Raw genomic sequence first — 16,327 nt, forward strand, 5'->3', positions numbered from 1 at the left:
CGCCCGCCCCGACGCCTGCTCCCACGGCCGGCGCCGCGGCCGGCGGGACGGGTCCCGTGCGCACCGCCCCCGCGTCGACGACGGCGACCGTCGTCGACGACGAGCCCGCCGTGAAGGACACGGCCCCGCGTCCCCGCCTGCGCGTCGGGACGGTCGTGTGGGGCCTGGTCCTCGCCGCGATCGGCGTCGGCCTGCTCGCCTGGGCGGCGGGCCTGTCGATCGACGTGCAGCTCGCGATCATCGTGCTGCTGGCCGTGGCGGGCGCGGCGCTGCTCGTCGGGTCGATCGTGTCGGCGACCCGCAGCTCACGACGCTGACGGCCCGTCCCGGGCAGCGACGAGGGCCGGTCCCCACCCGGGGGCCGGCCCTCGTCGTCGTCGGGACGACCTACACGGTCGAGCCCGCCGGTGGTGCGGTCGCGGTCGTCTCCGGGAACGCCGCCGCGCGCGGCACGGTGCCGAGCTTGCGCAGCGCCCACCCGACGAGCACGAACGTCACGCCCACGCCGAACACGAGCAGCGCGACGCCGAACGCCACGACCGACGTGAACAGCGACGCGCGCAGGAACGACGCCGTCATGACGGTGGCCCTCGCCGGGTCCTCCCGGTCGAGCTCGGCGTACGTCTTGCCGTCCGTCTCCGACAGCGCGTGCGTGTTGATGATGTCCGCCTGGACCCAGGCCTCCCACGGCGTGTCGACGAGCTGCCCCTGGAAGGCAGTGGCGTCGTCGGACACCGTGATCTTCTCGGCGGCGAGGTTGCTCGCCACCGCTCCCCACGTGATCCCCCCGGCGACGATGAACACGACGCCCAGGATGAGGGTGATGAGGCCCAGGACGCGTACCGTCCCCGACCGCTCCCCCGCTGCAGTTCCCGACATGTCTCCCGATCCCTTCTGCACCGCTGACAGAACGGGCCCGGGAGTCCGGGCCCGGTAGGACGAGCTCACGATGGATCCGTGCAGATCGACTGTAGCCACCCGGAGCGGACGAAGCAGCAGCACACGGGCGCGACACGCGACGTCGGGGCAGGTCGGGTCCCCCGGCATGCTGCCCAGGGCGACCCGCAGCCGTCAGACGAGCCCGCGCGCCCGCTCGTACTCGGCGTCGGCGGCACCGAGCACGTCGTCCCACCCGAACGCGGGCCGCACCGCCCGGTTGTGCTCGAGGATGCCCGCGAGCAGGCGCGGGTCGCGGGCGAGGTGGACGACGGCCTCGGTCATCTCCGCGTCGTCGGCGACGAGCAGGCCGTCGACGCCGTCGGTGACGAACTCCGCGATGCCGGTGCCGCGGCGGGCGACGACGGCGAGCCCGGCGGTGCGCGCCTCGAGCGCGGCGATCCCGAACGCCTCGAGCTCGGCGGGGGCGAGGAAGACGTCGGCGTGCCGGTAGGTGTCGCGCACCTGCGGGCGGGTGAGCCGGCCGCGCAGGTCGACGACGCCCTGCAGGTGCTGCGCGGTGACCGTCGAGCGGACCCGACCGAGCGCGGGGCCGGAGCCGATGACCGTGAGCCGCAGCCGGCCGTGCGGGAGCCGTCGTGCGGCGGCGCCTACGAGCTCGACGAGCGGGACGGCGCGCTTGCGGGGCGCGAGCCGCATGGTCGAGACGAGGCGCACGGGCGCGTCGTCGGCCACGGCGGGCGCGGGGTCGTCGGCGGCCGGGGCCCAGGCGTCGAGGTCGAGGCCGTTCGGCATGACCGCGACCGGGGCGTCGAAGACCGCGCGGACGCGCGCGGCGGCGGCGCTGCTCACCGCCGACAGCGCGACGGGCGCGGTCTGCCAGCGGGTCCGGTGCACGACGCCGCGCAGCGCGGGGACCGTGCCGTCGAGCATGCAGTGCCAGGTCACGGCCGTCGGGACGCGCGCGTCGAGGGCGAGGCGTGCACCGTCGTACGCGAACGGCGACAGGACGCCCGCGTGCACGTGCACGACGTCGGGCCGCAGGTCGGCGTAGGCCGTCCGCAGCAGCCGGGGGCCGGCGGCGGGGTTGACGGGCAGGTCGAACGGGAGGCGCGCGCCGAGCCGGTGCACGTGCACGCCCCGCTCGACGTCGACGACCCCGCCGCGCTCCCCCGCGGCGCCGAGCGTCGCGGTGAGGACGTGCACGTCGTGGCCCTGGGCGGCCTGCCGTGCAGCGAGGTCGCCGACCTGCGACTCGATCCCGCCGGTGCGCGGCGCGAAGCAGTCGGAGACGTGGACGATCCGCACGGGCGCCGTCCGCCTCAGCCGCGGGCGTCGATCGCGGCGGCCGCCTCGGCGTGCACCTTGCGCTCGAGCACGAACGACATGACGGGCACGACGCCCGCCGCGGCGAGGGTCACGAGGCGACCGAGCCGCCAGCGCATCGTCGACCACAGGTCGAAGCACGTCACCAGGTAGATCACGTAGACCCAGCCGTGCACCATCGCGATGATGCGCGCGGCCTCGGACCGCGGGTCGCCCTCGACGTTGAAGCCGGGCAGCTGCAGCACGTACTTGAGGATCATCTCGACGCAGAGCAGCAGCAGCATCGTGCCGGTGATCCACGCGAGGACCCGGTAGCGCTGCGCGGCGCCGCGGGCCCGCTTGACCCAGGGGTCGGGGGTCGTCGCCGTCGTCGGGGTGCTGCTCTCGGTCACGCCTGCTGGTCCTTCCGTCGTCCCACCGGTCACTCCCACTCGATCGTGCCCGGCGGCTTGCTCGTCACGTCGAGGACGACCCGGTTGACCTCGGGGACCTCGTTCGTGATGCGGGTCGAGATGGTCGCGAGCACGTCGTACGGCAGGCGTGTCCAGTCGGCGGTCATCGCGTCCTCCGACGACACGGGCCGCAGCACCACGGGGTGCCCGTACGTCCGGCCGTCGCCCTGCACGCCCACCGAGCGGACGTCGGCGAGGAGCACGACGGGGCACTGCCAGATGTCGCGGTCGAGACCGGCCTTCGTCAGCTCCTCGCGGGCGATCGCGTCGGCCGCGCGCAGGACGTCGAGGCGCTCGGCGGTGACCTCGCCGATGATGCGGATGCCGAGGCCGGGCCCCGGGAACGGCTGGCGCCACACGATGACCTCGGGCACGCCGAGCTCCAGGCCGACCGCGCGCACCTCGTCCTTGAAGAGCGTGCGCAGCGGCTCGACGAGCGCGAACTGCAGGTCGTCGGGCAGGCCGCCGACGTTGTGGTGCGACTTGATGTTCGCCGCGCCCTCGCCGCCGCCGGACTCGACGACGTCCGGGTAGAGGGTGCCCTGGACGAGGAACTTGACCTCGTCGCCGTGCTCGCCCGCCTCGGCGACGACCTCGCGGGCGGCGTCCTCGAACACGCGGATGAACTCGCGGCCGATGATCTTGCGCTTCGTCTCCGGGTCGGTGTGCCCGGCGAGCGCGCGCAGGAACCGGTCACGCGCGTCGACGACCTTGAGCCGGACGCCGGTGCTCGCGACGAAGTCCTTCTCGACCTGCTCGGCCTCGCCCGAGCGCAGCAGCCCGTGGTCGACGAACACGCACGTGAGCTGGTCGCCGACGGCACGCTGCACGAGCGCCGCCGCGACGGAGGAGTCCACGCCGCCGGACAGCCCGCAGATGACGCGGGCGTCGCCGACCTGCGCACGGATGCGCTCGACCTGCTCGGCGATGACGTTGCCGGGGTTCCAGTCGGGCGCGAGGCCCGCACCCTCGTAGAGGAAGTTCTCGAGCGCCTTCTGGCCGAGCGGCGAGTGCTTGACCTCGGGGTGCCACTGCACGCCGAACAGGCGCCGCTCGCGGTCCTCGAAGGCCGCGACGGGGCTGCCGGCGCTCGTCGCGAGCACCTCGAAGCCCTCGGGTGCGGCGTGCACGGCGTCGCCGTGGCTCATCCACACGGTCTGCGCGTCGGGGCTGCCCGCCAGGACGGTGCCCGCGTCGGTGACCTGCACCGCCGTGCCGCCGTACTCGCGCTGGCCGGTCTGCGCGACCGTCCCGCCGAGGGCCTGCGCCATCGCCTGGAACCCGTAGCAGATGCCGAGCACGGGGACGCCCGCCTCGAACAGCGCGGGGTCGACGAACGGGGCGCCCGTCGCGTACACGGACGACGGCCCGCCGGACAGGATGATCGCCGCCGGGTCCTTCGCGAGCAGGTCCGCGACCGTCGCCGTGTGCGGCACGATCTCGGAGTACACGTTCGCCTCGCGCACGCGTCGGGCGATCAGCTGCGCGTACTGCGCGCCGAAGTCGACGACGAGGACGGGACGGTGCGCGGGGGACGGTGGCTCAGGCGTCTGGGTCACGCCCCCAGGGTAGTCGGCGCGGGACGCCGTCCGGACCGCCTGGTCGAGCACCGGACCGGGCGACGGCGCGGCCGCCCGGGCGCGTGCCGGCCCGCGCGCCGCAGGGCGGACGTCAGGGGGCCGCGTCGCCGACCGTGACGACCGACCCGACCACCAGCCCCCACCGGGCGAAGCTCCCGACGGGCGCCTCGAGCACCTGCGTGACGCCGCGCACCGCGGGCGTCAGCCCGAACGGGCGCAGCACCCGGACGTCGAGGACCGCCCCGCCGTCGTCGAGCCCGGCCACGTCGAGCGGCTCTCGCATGCCCATGCCGTGGACGGACCCCGCCGGGCGCAGCAGCAGCGCGGGCGGCAGCGGCCGGCGCCCGAGCATGCCGCGCAGACGCGTGAGGTAGGTGTCGGCCACGACGACGGGGGCGACCTCGCGGCCGTCGACCTCGAGGGCGCGCAGCGCGCCCCGCGCCCGCGGTGCGGGGGCGGCCACCGTCAGGGCTCCGGCGTCGCGTCCGTGTCCAGGACCGCGATGCTCTCCTGGACCTGGGACACCACGTCGTCGGGCAGGTCGACGCCCGTGAGCTGCACCGCGACCGCCTGGTCGGTGTCCGGGTCGGAGCCGACCCACAGCACGCCGTGCAGGGTGTCGCCGCCGTCCTCGCCCGCGTAGGTGAAGTCGGTCCGCGTCAGGTGCAGGTCGCCCGAGTCGACGGGCTCGGTCTGGTCGACGACCTTGAAGTCCGGGTACCCGCCGACCTGCATGGATGCGAGCAGGATGCCGCGGCCGGTGTCGGCCGGGTAGTAGCCGAACGTCCCCGCGCCGGTCAGCAGCAGGCTCGCGTCGTCGCCCTCGGCGTCCTGCCGCGCGAACGACCACGGGTCGCTCGGCGTCGACGCCTCCGTCCACGTGTCGGGGACGTCGACCTGCAGCCAGCCGTCCTCGACGCGCGTCCAGCCGTCGGGGGCACCGGCGTCGCCCGCGCACGAGGACAGCGCGAGCGCGGCGACGGTGACGACGGCGGCCGTGGCCGCCCGGGCGAGGTGGCGGGGCGTCATGCGAGCTGGTCCTCCGGGTCGGGGGTCGTGTAGGTCACGGGTGCGGGCGGCCGCTGGGCGAACCGGGCGGACCGCCATGATCCCACCGCGACGCCCAGCCCTCCCGACACGACGAGCTGGACGAGGACCGAGCGGGGCAGCCCGGCGGTGCTCGCACCGGCTGAGACGACCACGGCGGTCGTCACCGCCGCCGCGCCCAGCGGGACGACGAGCGTCGCGACGAGCCACTGCCACCAGCGCGTCACGCGCGCCACCGGCAGGGCCCACGCGCCCAGGACGCCGCTCAGCACGGGCGCGGCCAGCCACGGCAGCCAGGCGAGCGCGAGCGCCGCCTCGGGGCCGTCGGACTGCATCCGCAGGTTGAGCAGGATCCCGGCGCCGTACTCGCCGACGAGGAAGCCCGCGAGGCTCGCGGCCCACGCCCACACGAGGTGGACGAACCGCAGCCCGCCCGCCGGGGTCACGTGCAGGTCCCGTCGGGGATCATCGTGCGGATCCCGTCCTGGCGGGGCGCCCCGAGGTAGTCGGCGTTCACCGCGTCCGCGGTGGCGTTCTCCCCCGAGATGCCGAACCCGAACTGCCAGCCCTTCTTCACGGCGGCCTCGAACTCCCACTTGTCCCTGACGTTGAGGTACGTGATCTGGCTCGTCGTCGCGTCCCGGTACAGCAGGTCGAGGAACGGGTCGTCCGACGGGCGGTCCGGGACCATCGCGGCGAACGGCAGCGACAGGGCGACGCCTGCGTCGTTGCGGTCCGCGAGCCACGAGTCGACGAGGTCGCGGTTGCCGTCGTCGACCGTGAGGCGCGTCGTCGTCACGAGCGACTCGCTCTCGGAGTGCGACCCGCCGCCCGACGCCTGGTCGAACGAGTCGTTGCCGAGCCCGCCCGACACACCGCCCTCCCGCACCGACTGGAACACGACCTCCGTCACCTGCCCGTCCTTGTCGCGCGTCACGGTGAACGCGCCGTCGATCTTGCCCGCGGCCTCGCCGTGCCCGACGACGACGTCCGCGCCGACAGCCCCCTCGCCGGAGACGGAGTACGTCCAGCTCGTCTCGCCGTTCTCGTGGTTCGTCTCGATCATCACGGCCGCCCCCGCCGACGCCGACAGCGTGACGCCGACGTTCGGGTCGAAGAACTCGGGGTTCCCCTGGTCGTCGAGCGTGCCCGTCGGGTCCTTGAGGCCGAACGCCGCGTCGAGCGTGAGCTCGAGCTCCGCCTGCGTGAACGAGACCTCGGGGTCCTTCGGCGGGTCCTTCCAGCCCATCGCCTTGGCACCCCAGAAGCCGCCCTCGTGCTTGAGCATCTCCTGCTGGAGCAGGTAGTCGTCGAGCTGGTCCTTCATCTCGCCCCACTGCTCGGGCGAGTCGAACGTCCACGTGTCGCCGTAGGAGAACTTCACGCCACCGCCCAGGTCCACGTCGAGGCCGGAGTTGCCGCCCCCGCCGACCTTGCCGATGTCGAACGTGTTCGAGGTGACCGACCCGCCGGCGCCGAGGCCGACGCCGTCCGTCACCGTCACGCGGACGGTCCCGTCGGCGAACTCCTGCACGACGAAGCCCGAGTCCTGCCCGAACTCGAAGAACCACACCTTGACGGTCGCGGAGTACTGCTCGCTCGTCTCGTGCGCCATGCACGACGGCGGCAGGTAGTCCTCGTCGGTGGGGTCGGGCTCCGCGAGCGGCGGCGCGTCGCACTCCGACGCGCTGCCGATCGCCGCGGCGACCTTGCACAGCGCGGACGCCATGTGCCCCGGGTACGACGAGAGGCCCGCGAGCACCCCGGCGACGAGGAGGACCACGACGGTCACCACGCCCATGACCTCGAGGGAGCCCACACCACGCTCGTGCTGCCACTCGTCCCGCACGGGCACCCTGCTCGCCACCGAGGCTCCTTCGTCCAGCTGCTCGCTCCGACGGCGCACCGTGGAAGACCTGTCCAGTCCTGACCTGCCCCGACCGTAGGAGGCCGTGGCGCACCCGCGATGGGCTCCCCGACCCGTCGTCACGACCACCGGGCCCACCCCGGGCCCAGGCGCACCCGGGTCACCGGACCCAGGGCGCACGCGAACCGCGCCGTGCGCCGGCACCGGCGGGGTGGGGCAGGCGTCGGCCGGCCGGCACGGCGCAGGGCTCCGCTCAGGGGCCGACCGGCTCGCGCGGGACGAACCGGTCGCCCGTCAGGAGACGAGGCGCGGGCGCAGGTCGGCCAGGCGGTCCTTGCCGCGGTCGACGAGGCGGTCCAGGTCCGACTCCGACAGGTCGAAGCCGTCCTTGCCGTCGCACGACATCACGTACGACCACGGCCCGTAGATCGGCTGCGGCACGAACGTCGGCGTCGGGGTCGGCGTGGGTGTGGGCGTCGGGGTCGGCTCGGGCGTCGGCTCCGGCTCGGGCTCCGGCTCCGGCGGCTCCGTCCACCCGACGATCGCGCGGGTCGCGGCGACCTCGCAGCTCGCGAGCTCGACGCCCACCTGCGCGACGCCCCGCGAGCGGACCGGACGGTTCTGGGGGGCGCGCTCGTCGAGCAGCGCGTCGACCCGGATCCGGTCGCGCGACGCGTCGTGCTCGTACGACTCGATGCTGGCGCCGTTGCGCGACGCGTACTGCGACGCACCGAGCATCCCGCTGCCGCCCGCCACCGACGTCGAGAACCGCCACGTCTCGCGCAGGCCCGACAGGAGCGCGGGCCGCAGCGCCCACCGGGCGTCGTCGAGCTCGGTCACGGCACGGTCGCGCGCACCGACCGCACCGGCGAGCGCGGCCGCGTCCGCCGCGGTCTGCGTCCGCCCCGCCTGCTCGGTGCCCCGCAGCAGCGGGATGACGATCGCGAACAGCAGGAACAGCACCCCGATCATCACGGTGACGACGATGCCGCTCGCGGCCATCCCGTCGTCGCCGCGGACGCGTCGGCGCACACCCGCCGCGAGCGACCCGACCGTCATCGCCGCGTCACGGCGACGTTCTCGACCGCCGGGAAGCCGGGGATCTCCACCGAGATCTCGGTGGTGGACGGGTCGAGCGGCGGGAACGTCGCGGACAGGAACTGCCCGACGCGCGACATCTGCAGCGGCGCGTCCGAGCACGTGCAGATCCCGGCGTCCTGGCCGACCTCGCCCTGGTAGCCGACGTACGGCCGCAGCCGCAGGGACGCGGTCGTGTCGACGATCGCGACGTCGCGGATGTCGCCCGCGAGCGGCCGGAACTCGTTGAACGCCGAGAGCTGCACGAGCGGGTCGGTGTCCTCGAGGTTCGCGAGCGTGAAGCGCACGACCGTGCTCACCTCGTCGGCGGTCACGCTCGTGACGTCGATGCGGGCGGGCAGCGTCTTGGCGGGATCGGGCACGGCGCCCTCGACCGAGCCGAGCACCGTGGACGTGCCGAGGTCGCCCTCGAACACCGCGTCCTGCAGCTCCTCGCGGGTCATCGCCGTCGGGTCGTCGCCGCCCTGCGTGGCCGACGTGCCGGACGACGGCGAGGTGTTCGGGTCGTCCTCGCCCGTGCACCCCGCGACGAGCGCGACGACGAGCGCGAGGGCAGCGAGGCCACCGATCCGGGTCGTGCGGTTCACGAGGTCCCCTCCACGCCGTAGACGATGGTGACGCGGCGGTTCGCCTGCTTGCCCGCGTCGGAGTCGTTGGGCGCGACGGGCTCCGCCTCACCCTTGCCGACGGCGGCGAAGGTCACGTTCGACCCCGACGCCGGCTGCAGGACCCCGAGGACCGCCTGCGCGCGCTGCTCCGAGAGCGTCTGGTTGAAGGCGTCCGAGCCGTCGGAGTCGGTGTGCCCGGTGACGACGACCTCGCCCGTGCCGCGGGCCGCGATGTCCGCGGCGACCGTCGACAGCGTCTGGGTGGCCTCGGGCGTGAGCTCGGCCGAGCCCGACGCGAAGAGCACGTTGGCGTCGAGGGTCACGGCGACGTTCTCCGGCGACTCCTCGATCTTCGCCGTGCCGGCCAGGTCCTCCGAGCGGCGCACGAGCGGGAACGTGCGCGACGCCGGGTCGGCCGCGGCGAGCTCGGCGGCCGTCGGCAGCGCCGGCCAGCCCTCGCCCACGTACGGCGCGGGGTCCTTGCCGACGGGCTCGAGCGCGCCGTCCTCGACGGACACCGTCCCGGCGGCGGTGCCGTACGCCATGTCGACCTGGACCTCGGTGACGCCCGCGGGCAGCTCGGGGAACACCGCCCAGCCGACGCGCAGCTCGCCGCCCTCGGAGTCGAGGTCGGTCGACGACGACGTGAAGGTCTTCTCGGTCGTCGCGAGCGGCCGGTACGCGACGAGGCCCGCCGGGTCGACCAGCTGGACGTCGGTCGCGTGCAGGATCTTGTACGGGCTCGACGAGTCGGGGAAGGCCAGGTGGCCGTCGAACGGCGCGTCGTCGGCCCAGCCGATCGAGTAGTAGAGGACCGTCCCGCCGTCGACGCGGCGCACGCCGTGCACCAGGCCCCGGATCTCCGGGTTGGTGTCGACGTTGCGCTGGTGGTAGACGAACGAGCCGAGCACCGGGACGTCCTGGCCGTCGACTCTGACGACGCCGGACGGCAGCCCGCCGTCGTCGGACGCCGGGCTCGCCCCGGACAGCAACGTGGCCGCCACCAGTGCGGCGGCCACCATGCCTACCACTCGTCTCATCGTGTGACTCCCCTAGCTCGACGTCAGGTCACCCTACGGTGCGGCGCTGGGCCGCACCCGGGGCTGGTCCACGGGGCGGGACCCCGTCCGGCCCGGGACGCCGGAAAGGCGACCGCGGCCGAGGCCGAGGTCGCCGTCCGGCGTACCGGTGGGTGATCAGGAGATCGCCGTGGTGATCTTCTCGAGAGCGGTGCCGAGCTTGGCGCCCAGGTCCCACTTCGTGAAGCCGGCGATGAGCGCCGTGATGAGCAGGGCCACGACGACGACGATGCCCAGGTACTCCAGCGTGCCCTGGCCGGCCTCGCGCGCCTCGAGGGCCTTCTGCAGACGGATCTTCGTGACGACGAACATGCGGGTCATGGTGTTCTCCTCGGGTCTGGCCGCCCGGGTCGCTCCGGTCGGGTCCTGCTGAAGGTCGTGGTCCGGGCGGCGGCCCGTCGTGCTGATGAAGAGAACGCTACGAATCGGACAGCGGTCCGCGGCGGGCCCGTGGGCCCAATCTCGGACCCATCTGTGCGGCCCGTCAGGTCCCACCGAGCCACAGCGAGACGGCCTCCGCCCGGGTCCGGACGCCCAGCCGCGCGAAGATGTGGTTCACGTGGTTCTTCACGGTCTTCTCGGACAGGTAGCACGTGGCCGCGATCTCGCTGTTGGAGCGGCCCGCGGCGATGAGCTCCATGACCTCGCGCTGCCGCTCGGACAGTCCGACGTCGGGACGCACGGGCGCGACGGGTGCGGCGGGCGTCGCCCACGTGGATCGCAGCGCCTGCGCGGCGACGGGCGACAGCAGGAACGACCCGTCGGCGACTGCCAGGATCGAGCGCTCGAGCTCGTGCGACTGGAACGTGCCGTGCACGAGGTAGCCGCTCGCGCCGGCGTCGACCGCGGCGCGCACCACCTCGGGCGCGTCGGAGTAGGTCAGCATGATGACCTTCGTCCAGGCGCGCACGGTCGAGGCGACCTGGACGCCGTCGCGGCGGGGCATCCGGACGTCGAGCAGGACCACGTCGGGGACCTTCTCCCGGACGACACGCTCGGCCTCCTCGCCGTCGCCCGCCTCGCCGACGACGCGGATCCGGTCGGAGGACTCCACGAGGCTGCGCAGGCCCATCCGGATGACGGGGTTGTCGTCGACGATCACGACGGTCACCGGCGTGAGAGCGGGCGGGTCGGCCGGGCCGGCGGCCGCCGCGGGCAGGACGTCGTCAGCGGACACCGGGCGCCACCTCCACGGGGCTCACGGCGAGGGCGACGCGCGTGCCGCGTCCGGGTCCCGAGGTCACCGTCAGGCGCGCACCGGCCTGCTCGGCCCGCTCGCGCATCCCGGTGAGCCCGAAGTGGTGGCGGGGGCTGCGCCCGTCCGGCTCGGGCACGAAGCCCGCCCCGTCGTCCTCGACCACGACCACGACCTCGCCCTCCTCGTCGGTCAGGTGGACCGCGACGCGCGACGCGTGCGCGTGCCGCGACACGTTCTCGAGCGCCTCGGCGACGATCGCCAGCACCTCGTAGCGGACCCCGGTAGGCAGGTCGACGACGCCCTGCGTCGTGAAGTCGCACCGCACGCCCGTGTCAGCGGCCCACTGGTGGCACCGCTCGGCGAGCACCTGCGCGAGCGGGCGGTCGGGCTCGTCGGCGCGCATGCGCACCAGCAGGGTGCGCGCCTCGGCCGCGGCCTGGTTCGACGCCTCGGCCAGCCGGTTCGCGTACTCGACGGCGCGCGCCGGGTCGCGGTCCACCCAGACGGGCAGCGCCTCGGCGGCCATCGCGATGCCGTGCAGCGTCTTGCCGAGCGAGTCGTGCATCTCCCGGGCGAGCCGTGCGCGCTCGTCGGCGGACGCGACCGCCTTGTGCGCGGACACCAGGGCCCGGGCCGCGACGGTCTCCCGCTCGTAGGCCTGCCGCACGACCGCGCCGATCGCGACGAGCGCGACGTACAGCGCCGGGATGCCGAGCGTGATCATGAAGCCGCCGGCCGCGGACTCCTGCAGCACGTCGATGAGCAGGTACCCGGCCACCATCGCGACGGCGCCGAGGACGGCGACGCGCCGCTCGAACAGCAGGCCCATGATGAGCGCCGTCGAGAACGTCGCGAGGACGAGCGGGCTCTCCACGCCGAGCGCGGCCACGACCGTGAGCGTGAGCAGCAGGTCGCCGACGACGGCCAGCGGGTGGTGCACGACGAACCGCGCGACCGACGGGTACACGAGGAACGAGAAGCTCGTCGCGGACAGCACGAGGACGCAGGCGAGCATCGGCCCGGTGATGGCCTCGCCGACCATGCCGAACAGCGCCACCGTGATCGCGAGCAGGCGCACGAGCAGCGCCACGCCGACGATCTGGTGGACGAAGTCGCGTTCCACGGTCAGAACCCGCTCAGCAGGGAGCCGAAGTCGACGTCCGCGCCGAGGAACATCCCGACGACGACGAACACGAGCGCGCCGGGGACCAGCACGAGCGACGTGACCAGCGTGACGCGGGGCGCCGTGCGGGCGGCCGCGCGCCGCTGCCGCTGGCCGCTCTCGCGGCGCATGTCGTCGGCGATGAGGCGCAGCGACTCCGCGAGGGGTGCACCGAGCTCCTGCGACTGCAGCAGGGCCGACACGAACTGCGCGACGGCCTCCGACGAGCTGCGCCGGCGCAGGTCGTCGAACGCCTGCCGCACGGACGCGCCGTTGGCGATCTGGTGCAGCGTGAGCGTGATCTCCTCGCCCAGCGGCCCCTCGAACCGCTCGGCGACGCGGGCCAGCGCGGCCCGGAAGTTCACGCCCGCCATCACGGTGACGGCCAGGACGTCGAGGAAGTCGGGCAGGTCGCGGTCGATCTGCTCGCGGCGGCGGCGCTGCGCGGCGGCGACCCGGCTCAGCGGCAGGATCACCGGCACGACCAGCGAGAGCAGCGCGCCCGCGACGCTGCCGGTCACGAGCATGAGCAGGAACACCGGCAGCATGAGCATGGCCCACCACGCGGTGCGCGTGAGGTAGCCGTCGACGGTGAGCCCGTCGGGCCGGCCGGCCTCGTCGATCATGCGCTGCAGCTGGGTGAGTCGGCGCGGCCCGATCAGGCGGCGCAGCCGCGGGACCTGCGTGCGCGCGAGCCGCTCGAGCGGGAACTCCCCCTCGGCGCGGCGGCGCTGCTCGCCCCGCAGCAGCTTGAGGTCGTCGACCGCGAGCTCGTCGAGCGCGTCGCGGCGCATCGTCCGGTAGCCGGCGACGGCGAGCACGGCGGAGGTCGCGGCACCGACGCCCGCGCCGAGCACGACGAGCGCGCTCATCCGTTGTACCTCGTCATGCGGCGGATCAGCAGGAAGCCCCCGACGAACAGCGCGGAGCCGACGATGAGCGCGGCACGGCCGACCCACGCGTCGAGCATCGCCTGCACGGTGCCGGGCTGCATGAAGTTGAGCAGGAACAGCAGGCCGAAGCCGAGCGCGATGACCATGTACCCGGTCGACGTCGACTGCGCGAGGGTCGTGCGGACCTCGCGGCGGATCTCGCGGCGCGCCTCGAGGGTGTCGGCGATGTCGCGCAGTGCGGACACGAGCGAGCCACCGCTGCGGGCGCTGACGAGCAGCGTGGAGACGAGCACGGTGACCTCGCGCGACGGCAGGCGGTCCTCGAGGCCCTGCATGGCCGTCTCGAGGCTGTCGCCGAACCGCATGCGCGAAGCGACGCGCGCGAGCTCCGGCCCGGCGGGCGCGGCGAGCTCGGTCGCCGCGACGCTCACCGCGGACGCGATCGACAGGCCCGCGCTGGTCGCGTTCGACATGACGCGCGCGAGCTCGGGCATCTGGGCGATGAACTGCTCGTTGCGACGGTCGCGCGCGCGGGCCAGGTAGGTGCGGATGCCGAGCACGACCGCCGCGACGCCCAGCAGCCCGAACAGCGGGGCGAGACCGACTGCGAGCACCCAGCCGACGAGGATGCCGCCGCCGACGGCGACGAGCGCCACGAGCAGCGGCGGGCGGCTCTCCTCGCCCGCGAGGAGCAGCTGGCTCTCGACCCAGCGGCCGGGCCGCGTGCGGCGGAACGAGCGGTCCCACGCGGCGAACCGGGTCTGCGTGCCGACGTCGTCGGACATGAGGCCCGCGACGAGCGAGCGGCGCCGGGCCGCGACGGACCCGAGGTCCCCGATGCCCGCGACCAGCAGGATCGCCGCGACGATGACCGCGACGAGGATGAGCAGGACGATCACGGTGCCGCCCTCCGACCCGCCGGGGCGGGGACGTCCGCGCCGTCCGCGGCCGCCGCCAGACCGATCGGCTCGCCCGCGATGCGCAGGCGGTCGAGGATCTGCTGCGGCACCGGGTACCGCACGAACCGTCCGGGCGGGCCGACGGGGTTGGGGATCTCCGGGTCCCAGCGCATGAGCGGCTGGACCGCGAAGTCCTCGCGGTGCCGCGACGACACCCATCCCACCTCGACGACGCGACGCGTGCCGTCCGAGCCGCGCAGCAGCTGGATGACGAGGTCGACGGCGTTGTTCACCTGGTCGCGCAGCGCGTGGAACGGCACGTCGACGTCGCTCATCGACGCGAGCGTCTCCAGGCGGATGAGCGCGTCGACGGGCGAGTTCGCGTGCACGGTCGCGAGCGAGCCCTCGTGGCCGGTGTTCATCGCCTGCAGCATGTCGAGCGCCTCGCCGCCGCGGACCTCGCCGACGATGATGCGGTCGGGGCGCATGCGCAGGGCGTTGCGGACGAGGTCGCGGATCGTGACCTGGCCGTGCCCCTCGACGTTCGCCGGTCGGGTCTCGAGCCGCACGACGTGCTCCTGCCCGAGCGAGAGCTCGGCGGCGTCCTCGATCGTGATGATGCGCTGCCGGGACTGGATGAACGCCGACAGGGCGTTGAGCATCGTCGTCTTCCCGGACGACGTACCGCCGGAGACGATGATGTTGAGCCGCGCCCGGACGCACGCCGCGAGCAGCTCCGCGGTGGCCTGGTCGAGGCTGCCGCGGTTGAGGAGCTCGTCGAGGCCGTACGACTTCGGGAAGAGGCGGATCGTCACGGTCGGGCCGTTGAGGACGAGCGGCGGCAGCACGACGTGCACACGGGCGCCGCGCGGCATCCGCTCGTCGGCGGGCAGGCGCGCGTCGACCATGGGGCTCGACTCGTCGACGCGCCGGTTGACGGTCGACACGATCCGGTCGATGGTCTGGCGGAGCTGCTCCTCGGACGCGAACGCCGCGGGCACCCGCTCGACCTGGCCGAAGCGCTCGACGTAGATCGTCGAGGGGCCGTTGATCATGATCTCGGAGACGGTGTCGTCGGCGAGCAGCGGCTCGAGGACGCCGAGGCCGATCGACTCGTCCACGACGCGCCGGATGAGCGCGTTGCGCTCGCGCGTCGTGAGGATGACGCCTTCGGTCGACACGAGGTGCGCGACGACCCGCTCCAGGCGGATGCGGCGCTGCCCCGGGTCGAGGCGGCCGAGCTCGTGCAGGTCGACCTCGTCGAGCAGCTTGCGCTTGAACGTCGCGACGAGGCCCTCGTCGAGGTCGCTGCGCGACGCGACGGTCGCGGGCGCGACCGCGGGCGTCTCGGTGGGCTGGTCCGCGCGGTGGTCCCACTCGCCGAAGCCCGCGCGCATCAGGGCGCCGTCCGGGGCATGACGGCCTGGCGGGAGACCGTGAACGAGGGGAAGATCGCGATCTTCGGCACGGGCACGTCGATGCGGACGGCCCCGGCGGGGTACGAGATCTGGGCGGCCCGCAGGCCGTTGGGGAGCGAGGCGTCGACCGCCGCGGGCACCGACCGGCCGAGGCTGGCCGCACGGGCGCCGTCGCGCACCGCCTGGTTGGCGGCGTGCGCGGTCATGCCGACGGCGACGACCTGCAGGACGGCGAGGACGACGGCGACGAACACCGGCACGAGGCCGAGCATCTCGATGGCCGACGAGCCACGGTCGTCACGGCGGCGGGGCGCCCGTCGGAGCGCGCGGCGGAGGGTCACGGCTCCAGCACCACCTCTCGCTCGACCTTCGCCGTCCACGGGGTCGAGATCAGGCCGGGGACGACCGCCGGGATGCGCACGCTGACGTCGACGGACGACGGCAGCGGGGACGCGACGCGGATGTCGACGTCGTCGCGCAGGCCCGACGGGAACGCGTCGAGCGTCGCGGCACGCACGTCGGCGGACGACTGCCCGAGCTGCACCGCGCGCGCCGCCTCGGAGGCGCCGTACCCGGTCCAGACGTAGGTCAGCCCGGTGAGGCCGAGCTGCCACAGGATCGCGCATACCAGGAAGATCATCGGGAGCAGCGCGACCAGCTCGACCGACGCCGAACCCGCGTCCGACGCCTTCTGCCGGCGGCCCGGCGCGCGCTTGGCCCGCGCCTCGGTCGCCGCCACGCCGGCGCCCGCCGGGTCCGCGACGGGCGCGGCCGTGCGGGCGACGCCGACCTCACGGCCGACC

The 16,327-nt window shown here is 74.2% G+C and carries 20 protein-coding genes; 1 reads left to right on the forward strand and 19 read right to left on the reverse strand.

Going from position 1 to position 16,327, the window contains the following annotated elements:
- A partial coding sequence (locus CBZ_RS17065) for a hypothetical protein (protein ID WP_218022803.1) occupies positions 1 to 317 on the forward strand: 317 nt, incomplete at its 5' end.
- Between the two features lie 70 nt (positions 318 to 387).
- Here CBZ_RS17065 and CBZ_RS17070 read toward each other — a convergent pair.
- The 19 genes from CBZ_RS17070 to CBZ_RS21100 all read right to left on the reverse strand — a co-directional run.
- The gene (locus CBZ_RS17070; RefSeq protein ID WP_130782681.1) at positions 388 to 879 is read right to left on the reverse strand and encodes an aromatic ring-opening dioxygenase LigA; all 492 of its coding nucleotides are present in this window, start codon (positions 877 to 879) and stop codon (positions 388 to 390) included.
- A 192-nt stretch (positions 880 to 1,071) separates the two neighbouring features.
- Positions 1,072 to 2,205, reverse strand: a complete 1,134-nt coding sequence (locus CBZ_RS17075; RefSeq protein ID WP_130782682.1) for a glycosyltransferase family 4 protein — start codon at positions 2,203 to 2,205, stop codon at positions 1,072 to 1,074.
- 14 nt (positions 2,206 to 2,219) lie between these two features.
- The gene (locus tag CBZ_RS17080; RefSeq protein ID WP_130782683.1) at positions 2,220 to 2,615 is read right to left on the reverse strand and encodes a DUF3817 domain-containing protein; all 396 of its coding nucleotides are present in this window, start codon (positions 2,613 to 2,615) and stop codon (positions 2,220 to 2,222) included.
- Positions 2,616 to 2,644: 29 nt separating this feature from the next.
- Positions 2,645 to 4,234, reverse strand: coding sequence for a glutamine-hydrolyzing GMP synthase (gene guaA, locus CBZ_RS17085; protein ID WP_130782684.1), 1,590 nt, complete (start codon positions 4,232 to 4,234; stop codon positions 2,645 to 2,647).
- A 112-nt stretch (positions 4,235 to 4,346) separates the two neighbouring features.
- Positions 4,347 to 4,718: a DUF192 domain-containing protein gene (locus CBZ_RS17090; protein WP_218022804.1), complete on the reverse strand. Its 372-nt coding sequence runs from the start codon at positions 4,716 to 4,718 to the stop codon at positions 4,347 to 4,349.
- A gap of 2 nt (positions 4,719 to 4,720) precedes the next feature.
- Positions 4,721 to 5,284, reverse strand: a complete 564-nt coding sequence (locus CBZ_RS17095; protein WP_130782685.1) for a hypothetical protein — start codon at positions 5,282 to 5,284, stop codon at positions 4,721 to 4,723.
- Positions 5,281 to 5,748, reverse strand: a complete 468-nt coding sequence (locus tag CBZ_RS17100; protein WP_130782686.1) for a hypothetical protein — start codon at positions 5,746 to 5,748, stop codon at positions 5,281 to 5,283. The genes CBZ_RS17095 and CBZ_RS17100 overlap by 4 nt, the downstream gene beginning before the upstream one ends.
- Entirely contained in the window at positions 5,745 to 7,169 is a 1,425-nt protein-coding gene (locus CBZ_RS17105) for a hypothetical protein (RefSeq protein WP_130782687.1), read from the reverse strand. Before CBZ_RS17105 ends, CBZ_RS17100 begins: the two co-directional genes overlap by 4 nt.
- 294 nt (positions 7,170 to 7,463) lie before the next feature.
- On the reverse strand, positions 7,464 to 8,228 hold the full coding sequence (locus CBZ_RS17110) for a hypothetical protein (protein ID WP_130782688.1): 765 nt from the start codon (positions 8,226 to 8,228) through the stop codon (positions 7,464 to 7,466).
- Positions 8,225 to 8,854, reverse strand: coding sequence for a hypothetical protein (locus CBZ_RS17115; RefSeq protein WP_130782689.1), 630 nt, complete (start codon positions 8,852 to 8,854; stop codon positions 8,225 to 8,227). Before CBZ_RS17115 ends, CBZ_RS17110 begins: the two co-directional genes overlap by 4 nt.
- Positions 8,851 to 9,915 carry an OmpA family protein gene (locus CBZ_RS22035; protein WP_281274901.1) on the reverse strand — a complete coding sequence of 355 codons (1,065 nt, stop codon included), beginning with the start codon at positions 9,913 to 9,915 and terminating at the stop codon, positions 8,851 to 8,853. The genes CBZ_RS17115 and CBZ_RS22035 overlap by 4 nt, the downstream gene beginning before the upstream one ends.
- Positions 9,916 to 10,071: 156 nt before the next feature.
- Positions 10,072 to 10,275: a hypothetical protein gene (locus tag CBZ_RS17125; protein ID WP_130782690.1), complete on the reverse strand. Its 204-nt coding sequence runs from the start codon at positions 10,273 to 10,275 to the stop codon at positions 10,072 to 10,074.
- A gap of 163 nt (positions 10,276 to 10,438) precedes the next feature.
- Entirely contained in the window at positions 10,439 to 11,131 is a 693-nt protein-coding gene (locus CBZ_RS17130) for a response regulator (protein ID WP_218022805.1), read from the reverse strand.
- Complete coding sequence (locus CBZ_RS17135; protein WP_130782691.1) at positions 11,121 to 12,275, reverse strand: sensor histidine kinase; 1,155 nt, start codon at positions 12,273 to 12,275, stop codon at positions 11,121 to 11,123. The genes CBZ_RS17130 and CBZ_RS17135 overlap by 11 nt, the downstream gene beginning before the upstream one ends.
- Before the next feature lie 2 nt (positions 12,276 to 12,277).
- The gene (locus tag CBZ_RS17140; protein ID WP_130782692.1) at positions 12,278 to 13,186 is read right to left on the reverse strand and encodes a type II secretion system F family protein; all 909 of its coding nucleotides are present in this window, start codon (positions 13,184 to 13,186) and stop codon (positions 12,278 to 12,280) included.
- On the reverse strand, positions 13,183 to 14,106 hold the full coding sequence (locus CBZ_RS17145; protein WP_130782693.1) for a type II secretion system F family protein: 924 nt from the start codon (positions 14,104 to 14,106) through the stop codon (positions 13,183 to 13,185). The genes CBZ_RS17140 and CBZ_RS17145 overlap by 4 nt, the downstream gene beginning before the upstream one ends.
- Entirely contained in the window at positions 14,103 to 15,503 is a 1,401-nt protein-coding gene (locus CBZ_RS17150) for a TadA family conjugal transfer-associated ATPase (protein ID WP_246013506.1), read from the reverse strand. The genes CBZ_RS17145 and CBZ_RS17150 overlap by 4 nt, the downstream gene beginning before the upstream one ends.
- Positions 15,503 to 15,865 carry a TadE/TadG family type IV pilus assembly protein gene (locus CBZ_RS21095; RefSeq protein ID WP_165446831.1) on the reverse strand — a complete coding sequence of 121 codons (363 nt, stop codon included), beginning with the start codon at positions 15,863 to 15,865 and terminating at the stop codon, positions 15,503 to 15,505. Before CBZ_RS21095 ends, CBZ_RS17150 begins: the two co-directional genes overlap by 1 nt.
- The coding region (locus CBZ_RS21100; protein WP_165446832.1) for a TadE/TadG family type IV pilus assembly protein at positions 15,862 to 16,327 on the reverse strand (466 nt) is incomplete at its 5' end. The genes CBZ_RS21095 and CBZ_RS21100, both read right to left, overlap by 4 nt.

Source organism: Cellulomonas biazotea (genome assembly GCF_004306155.1).
Taxonomy (GTDB): Bacteria; Actinomycetota; Actinomycetes; order Actinomycetales; family Cellulomonadaceae; genus Cellulomonas; species Cellulomonas biazotea.

Bases quoted from the DNA above. Each gene is read 5' to 3' on its own strand.
- CBZ_RS17140 (WP_130782692.1), bottom strand. From the start codon at position 13,186: ATGAGCGCGCTCGTCGTGCTCGGCGCGGGCGTCGGTGCCGCGACCTCC.
- CBZ_RS17095 (WP_130782685.1), bottom strand. From the start codon at position 5,284: ATGACGCCCCGCCACCTCGCCCGGGCGGCCACGGCCGCCGTCGTCACC.
- CBZ_RS22035 (WP_281274901.1), bottom strand. From the start codon at position 9,915: ATGAGACGAGTGGTAGGCATGGTGGCCGCCGCACTGGTGGCGGCCACG.
- CBZ_RS17150 (WP_246013506.1), bottom strand. From the start codon at position 15,503: ATGCGCGCGGGCTTCGGCGAGTGGGACCACCGCGCGGACCAGCCCACC.
- CBZ_RS17125 (WP_130782690.1), bottom strand. From the start codon at position 10,275: ATGACCCGCATGTTCGTCGTCACGAAGATCCGTCTGCAGAAGGCCCTC.
- CBZ_RS17110 (WP_130782688.1), bottom strand. From the start codon at position 8,228: ATGACGGTCGGGTCGCTCGCGGCGGGTGTGCGCCGACGCGTCCGCGGC.
- CBZ_RS17070 (WP_130782681.1), bottom strand. From the start codon at position 879: ATGTCGGGAACTGCAGCGGGGGAGCGGTCGGGGACGGTACGCGTCCTG.